Annotated in this window: 1 tRNA gene and 3 rRNA genes; all 4 read left to right on the top strand. The window is 49.7% G+C overall.

Annotated features, from left to right (window positions below):
* Positions 1-208 precede the first annotated feature (208 nt).
* The 4 genes from STRDD04_RS10120 (at position 209) to rrf (ending at position 5,243) form a co-directional block, all read left to right on the top strand.
* A 16S ribosomal RNA gene (locus tag STRDD04_RS10120) occupies positions 209-1,765 on the top strand.
* 52 nt (positions 1,766-1,817) lie between these two features.
* A tRNA-Ala gene (locus STRDD04_RS10115) sits at positions 1,818-1,890 on the top strand.
* 128 nt (positions 1,891-2,018) lie between these two features.
* Positions 2,019-4,917, top strand: a 23S ribosomal RNA gene (locus tag STRDD04_RS10110).
* 210 nt (positions 4,918-5,127) lie between these two features.
* A 5S ribosomal RNA gene (rrf, locus tag STRDD04_RS10105) occupies positions 5,128-5,243 on the top strand.
* The 16S, 23S and 5S rRNA genes sit together here with 1 tRNA gene alongside, the layout of an rRNA operon.

The following is a 5,243-nucleotide window of genomic DNA, read 5'->3' as shown; positions in this document are numbered from 1 at the left end:
AAAAAAGCAAAAAAAGTTCAAAAAAAGTATTGACAAGAATTAGTTGAGGTGATATACTGATATAGTTGTCGCTTGCGAGGGCGACAAAGACCTTTGAAAACTGAACAAGACGAACCAATGTGCAGGGCACTACAACTGAAGTTGTAGTACTGAACAATGAAAAAAACAATAAATCTGTCAGTGACAGAAATGAGTGAGAACTCAAACTTTTAATGAGAGTTTGATCCTGGCTCAGGACGAACGCTGGCGGCGTGCCTAATACATGCAAGTGGAACGCACGAGGTACACCGTAGTTTACTACACCGTACTTTGTGAGTCGCGAACGGGTGAGTAACGCGTAGGTAACCTACCTTTTAGCGGGGGATAACTATTGGAAACGATAGCTAATACCGCATAAGATATCTTACTGCATGGTAAGATATTAAAAGATGCAATTGCATCACTAAGAGATGGACCTGCGTTGTATTAGCTAGTAGGTGAGGTAACGGCTCACCTAGGCAACGATACATAGCCGACCTGAGAGGGTGATCGGCCACACTGGGACTGAGACACGGCCCAGACTCCTACGGGAGGCAGCAGTAGGGAATCTTCGGCAATGGGGGGAACCCTGACCGAGCAACGCCGCGTGAGTGAAGAAGGTTTTCGGATCGTAAAGCTCTGTTGTAAGAGAAGAACGAGTGTGAGAGTGGAAAGTTCACACTGTGACGGTAACTTACCAGAAAGGGACGGCTAACTACGTGCCAGCAGCCGCGGTAATACGTAGGTCCCGAGCGTTGTCCGGATTTATTGGGCGTAAAGCGAGCGCAGGCGGTTAGATAAGTCTGAAGTTAAAGGCTGTGGCTTAACCATAGTACGCTTTGGAAACTGTTTAACTTGAGTGCAGAAGGGGAGAGTGGAATTCCATGTGTAGCGGTGAAATGCGTAGATATATGGAGGAACACCGGTGGCGAAAGCGGCTCTCTGGTCTGTAACTGACGCTGAGGCTCGAAAGCGTGGGGAGCAAACAGGATTAGATACCCTGGTAGTCCACGCCGTAAACGATGAGTGCTAGGTGTTGGGTCCTTTCCGGGACTCAGTGCCGCAGCTAACGCATTAAGCACTCCGCCTGGGGAGTACGACCGCAAGGTTGAAACTCAAAGGAATTGACGGGGGCCCGCACAAGCGGTGGAGCATGTGGTTTAATTCGAAGCAACGCGAAGAACCTTACCAGGTCTTGACATCCCGGTGCCCGTCCTAGAGATAGGATTTTGCTTCGGCACACCGGTGACAGGTGGTGCATGGTTGTCGTCAGCTCGTGTCGTGAGATGTTGGGTTAAGTCCCGCAACGAGCGCAACCCTTATTGTTAGTTGCCATCATTCAGTTGGGCACTCTAGCGAGACTGCCGGTAATAAACCGGAGGAAGGTGGGGATGACGTCAAATCATCATGCCCCTTATGACCTGGGCTACACACGTGCTACAATGGCTGGTACAACGAGTCGCAAGTCGGTGACGGCAAGCTAATCTCTTAAAGCCAGTCTCAGTTCGGATTGTAGGCTGCAACTCGCCTACATGAAGTCGGAATCGCTAGTAATCGCGGATCAGCACGCCGCGGTGAATACGTTCCCGGGCCTTGTACACACCGCCCGTCACACCACGAGAGTTTGTAACACCCGAAGTCGGTGAGGTAACCTTTTAGGAGCCAGCCGCCTAAGGTGGGATAGATGATTGGGGTGAAGTCGTAACAAGGTAGCCGTATCGGAAGGTGCGGCTGGATCACCTCCTTTCTAAGGAAAACGGAAGCCATTGGTCGTCATGTTTAGTTTTGAGAGGTCTTGTGGGGCCTTAGCTCAGCTGGGAGAGCGCCTGCTTTGCACGCAGGAGGTCAGCGGTTCGATCCCGCTAGGCTCCATTAGGATAGTATGTACTATTCTAAACTTGTCCATTGAAAATTGAATAACTATATCAAATAGTAACAAGAAAATAAACCGAAAACGCTGTGAATATTAATGAGTTTAAGACTGAAAGGTCGAAAAATAAGGTTAAGTTAGTAAGGGCGCACGGTGGATGCCTTGGCACTAGGAGCCGAAGAAGGACGTGACAAACGACGAAATGCCTCGGGGAGCTGTAAGTAAGCATAGATCCGGGGGTGTCCGAATGGGGGAACCCAACAGGTACTACCTGTTACCCATCTCTGTTAAAGGGATGAGGAGGAAGACGCAGTGAACTGAAACATCTAAGTAGCTGCAGGAAGAGAAAGCAAAAGCGATTGCCTTAGTAGCGGCGAGCGAAGAGGCAGGAGGGCAAACCGAAGAGTTTACTCTTCGGGGTTGTAGGACTGCGCTGTGGACTCAGATTTTATAGAAGAATGACATGGGAAGGTCAGCCAAAGAGAGTAAGAGCCTCGTAATTTAAATAGAATCTGTACCTAGCAGAATCCTGAGTACGGCGGGACACGCGAAATCCCGTCGGAATCTGGGAGGACCATCTCCCAACCCTAAATACTCCCTAGTGACCGATAGTGAACCAGTACCGTGAGGGAAAGGTGAAAAGTACCCCGGAAGGGGAGTGAAATAGAACCTGAAACCGTGTGCCTACAACAAGTTCGAGCCCGTTCATGGGTGAGAGCGTGCCTTTTGTAGAATGAACCGGCGAGTTACGTTATGATGCGAGGTTAAGTTGAAGAGACGGAGCCGTAGGGAAACCGAGTCTGAATAGGGCGCTTTAGTATCATGATGTAGACCCGAAACCATGTGACCTACCCATGAGCAGGTTGAAGGTGCGGTAAAACGCACTGGAGGACCGAACCAGGGCACGTTGAAAAGTGCTTGGATGACTTGTGGGTAGCGGAGAAATTCCAAACGAACTTGGAGATAGCTGGTTCTCTCCGAAATAGCTTTAGGGCTAGCGTCGACATCAAGATTCTTGGAGGTAGAGCACTGTTTGGGTGAGGGGTCCATCCCGGATTACCAATCTCAGATAAACTCCGAATGCCAATGAATTATGGTCGGCAGTCAGACTGCGAGTGCTAAGATCCGTAGTCGAAAGGGAAACAGCCCAGACCACCAGCTAAGGTCCCAAAATAATTGTTAAGTGGAAAAGGATGTGGGGTTGCACAGACAACTAGGATGTTAGCTTAGAAGCAGCTATTCATTCAAAGAGTGCGTAATAGCTCACTAGTCGAGTGACCCTGCGCCGAAAATGTACCGGGGCTAAAACAATTTACCGAAGCTGTGGATACCTTTATAGGTATGGTAGGAGAGCGTTCTATGTGTGGAGAAGGTGTACCGTGAGGAGCGCTGGAACGCATAGAAGTGAGAATGCCGGTATGAGTAGCGAAAGATGGGTGAGAATCCCATCCACCGTAAGACTAAGGTTTCCAGGGGAAGGCTCGTCCGCCCTGGGTTAGTCGGGACCTAAGGAGAGACCGAAAGGTGTATCCGATGGACAACAGGTTGATATTCCTGTACTGGAGTATGAAGTGATGGAGGGACGCAGTAGGCTAACTCGTGCGTACGAATGGATGTACGTCTAAGCAGTGAGGCGTGGTATGAGTCAAATGCTTATACCTATAACGTTGAGCTGTGATGGGGAGCGAAGATTAGTAGCGAGTGAGTGATGTCACACTGCCAAGAAAAGCTTCTAGCGTTGTATCATACTCTACCCGTACCGCAAACCGACACAGGTAGTCGAGGCGAGTAGCCTCAGGTGATCGAGAGAACTCTCGTTAAGGAACTCGGCAAAATGACCCCGTAACTTCGGGAGAAGGGGTGCTGACATTAAGTCAGCCGCAGTGAATAGGCCCAAGCAACTGTTTATCAAAAACACAGCTCTCTGCTAAATCGTAAGATGATGTATAGGGGGTGACGCCTGCCCGGTGCTGGAAGGTTAAGAGGAGTGCTTAGGAGTAATCCGAAGGTATGAATTGAAGCCCCAGTAAACGGCGGCCGTAACTATAACGGTCCTAAGGTAGCGAAATTCCTTGTCGGGTAAGTTCCGACCCGCACGAAAGGCGTAATGATTTGGGCACTGTCTCAACGAGAGACTCGGTGAAATTTTAGTACCTGTGAAGATGCAGGTTACCCGCGACAGGACGGAAAGACCCCATGGAGCTTTACTGCAGTTTGATATTGAGTGTCTGTGCCACATGTACAGGATAGGTAGGAGCCAATGAGATCGGGACGCCAGTTTCGATGGAGGCGTTGTTGGGATACTACCCTTGTGTTATGGCCACTCTAACCCGGATAGGTGATCCCTATCGGAGACAGTGTCTGACGGGCAGTTTGACTGGGGCGGTCGCCTCCTAAAAGGTAACGGAGGCGCCCAAAGGTTCCCTCAGACTGGTTGGAAATCAGTCGCAGAGTGTAAAGGTATAAGGGAGCTTGACTGCGAGAGCAACAACTCGAGCAGGGACGAAAGTCGGGCTTAGTGATCCGGTGGTTCCGCATGGAAGGGCCATCGCTCAACGGATAAAAGCTACCCTGGGGATAACAGGCTTATCTCCCCCAAGAGTTCACATCGACGGGGAGGTTTGGCACCTCGATGTCGGCTCGTCGCATCCTGGGGCTGTAGTCGGTCCCAAGGGTTGGGCTGTTCGCCCATTAAAGCGGCACGCGAGCTGGGTTCAGAACGTCGTGAGACAGTTCGGTCCCTATCCGTCGCGGGCGTAGGAAATTTGAGAGGATCTGCTCCTAGTACGAGAGGACCAGAGTGGACTTACCGCTGGTGTACCAGTTGTTCTGCCAAGAGCATCGCTGGGTAGCTATGTAGGGAAGGGATAAACGCTGAAAGCATCTAAGTGTGAAACCCACCTCAAGATGAGATTTCCCATAACGCAAGTTAGTAAGAGCCCTGAGAGAAGATCAGGTAGATAGGTTAGGAGTGGAAGTGTGGCGACACATGAAGCGGACTAATACTAATAGCTCGAGGACTTATCCAAAACTAAGTAAAGAGGACGTTGAGAAAAGCGTATAAATTTAGGAGGCTAGCCAGTCATCGATGATGACGCAGGTAGGCTATCTAATTTACTAGCTTTTAAGTCCGAATACAATTTCATTGAGCGCAGCGTTCGATAAGACTTGTTAGAAATGAGTAGTTATTCAATTTTGAGTTGACAAGGCAATGTAAGATTGCACGTTAATTCAGAAAGTTAAGTGACGATAGCCTAGGAGATACACCTGTACCCATGCCGAACACAGCAGTTAAGCCCTAGAACGCCGGAAGTAGTTGGGGGTTGCCCCCTGTGAGATATGGAAGTCGCTTAGC

The sequence above is a fragment of the Streptococcus sp. DD04 genome, from assembly GCF_001578725.1.
Lineage (GTDB): Bacteria > Bacillota > Bacilli > Lactobacillales > Streptococcaceae > Streptococcus > Streptococcus sinensis.
This window is presented reverse-complemented; position numbering and strand designations above follow the sequence as displayed.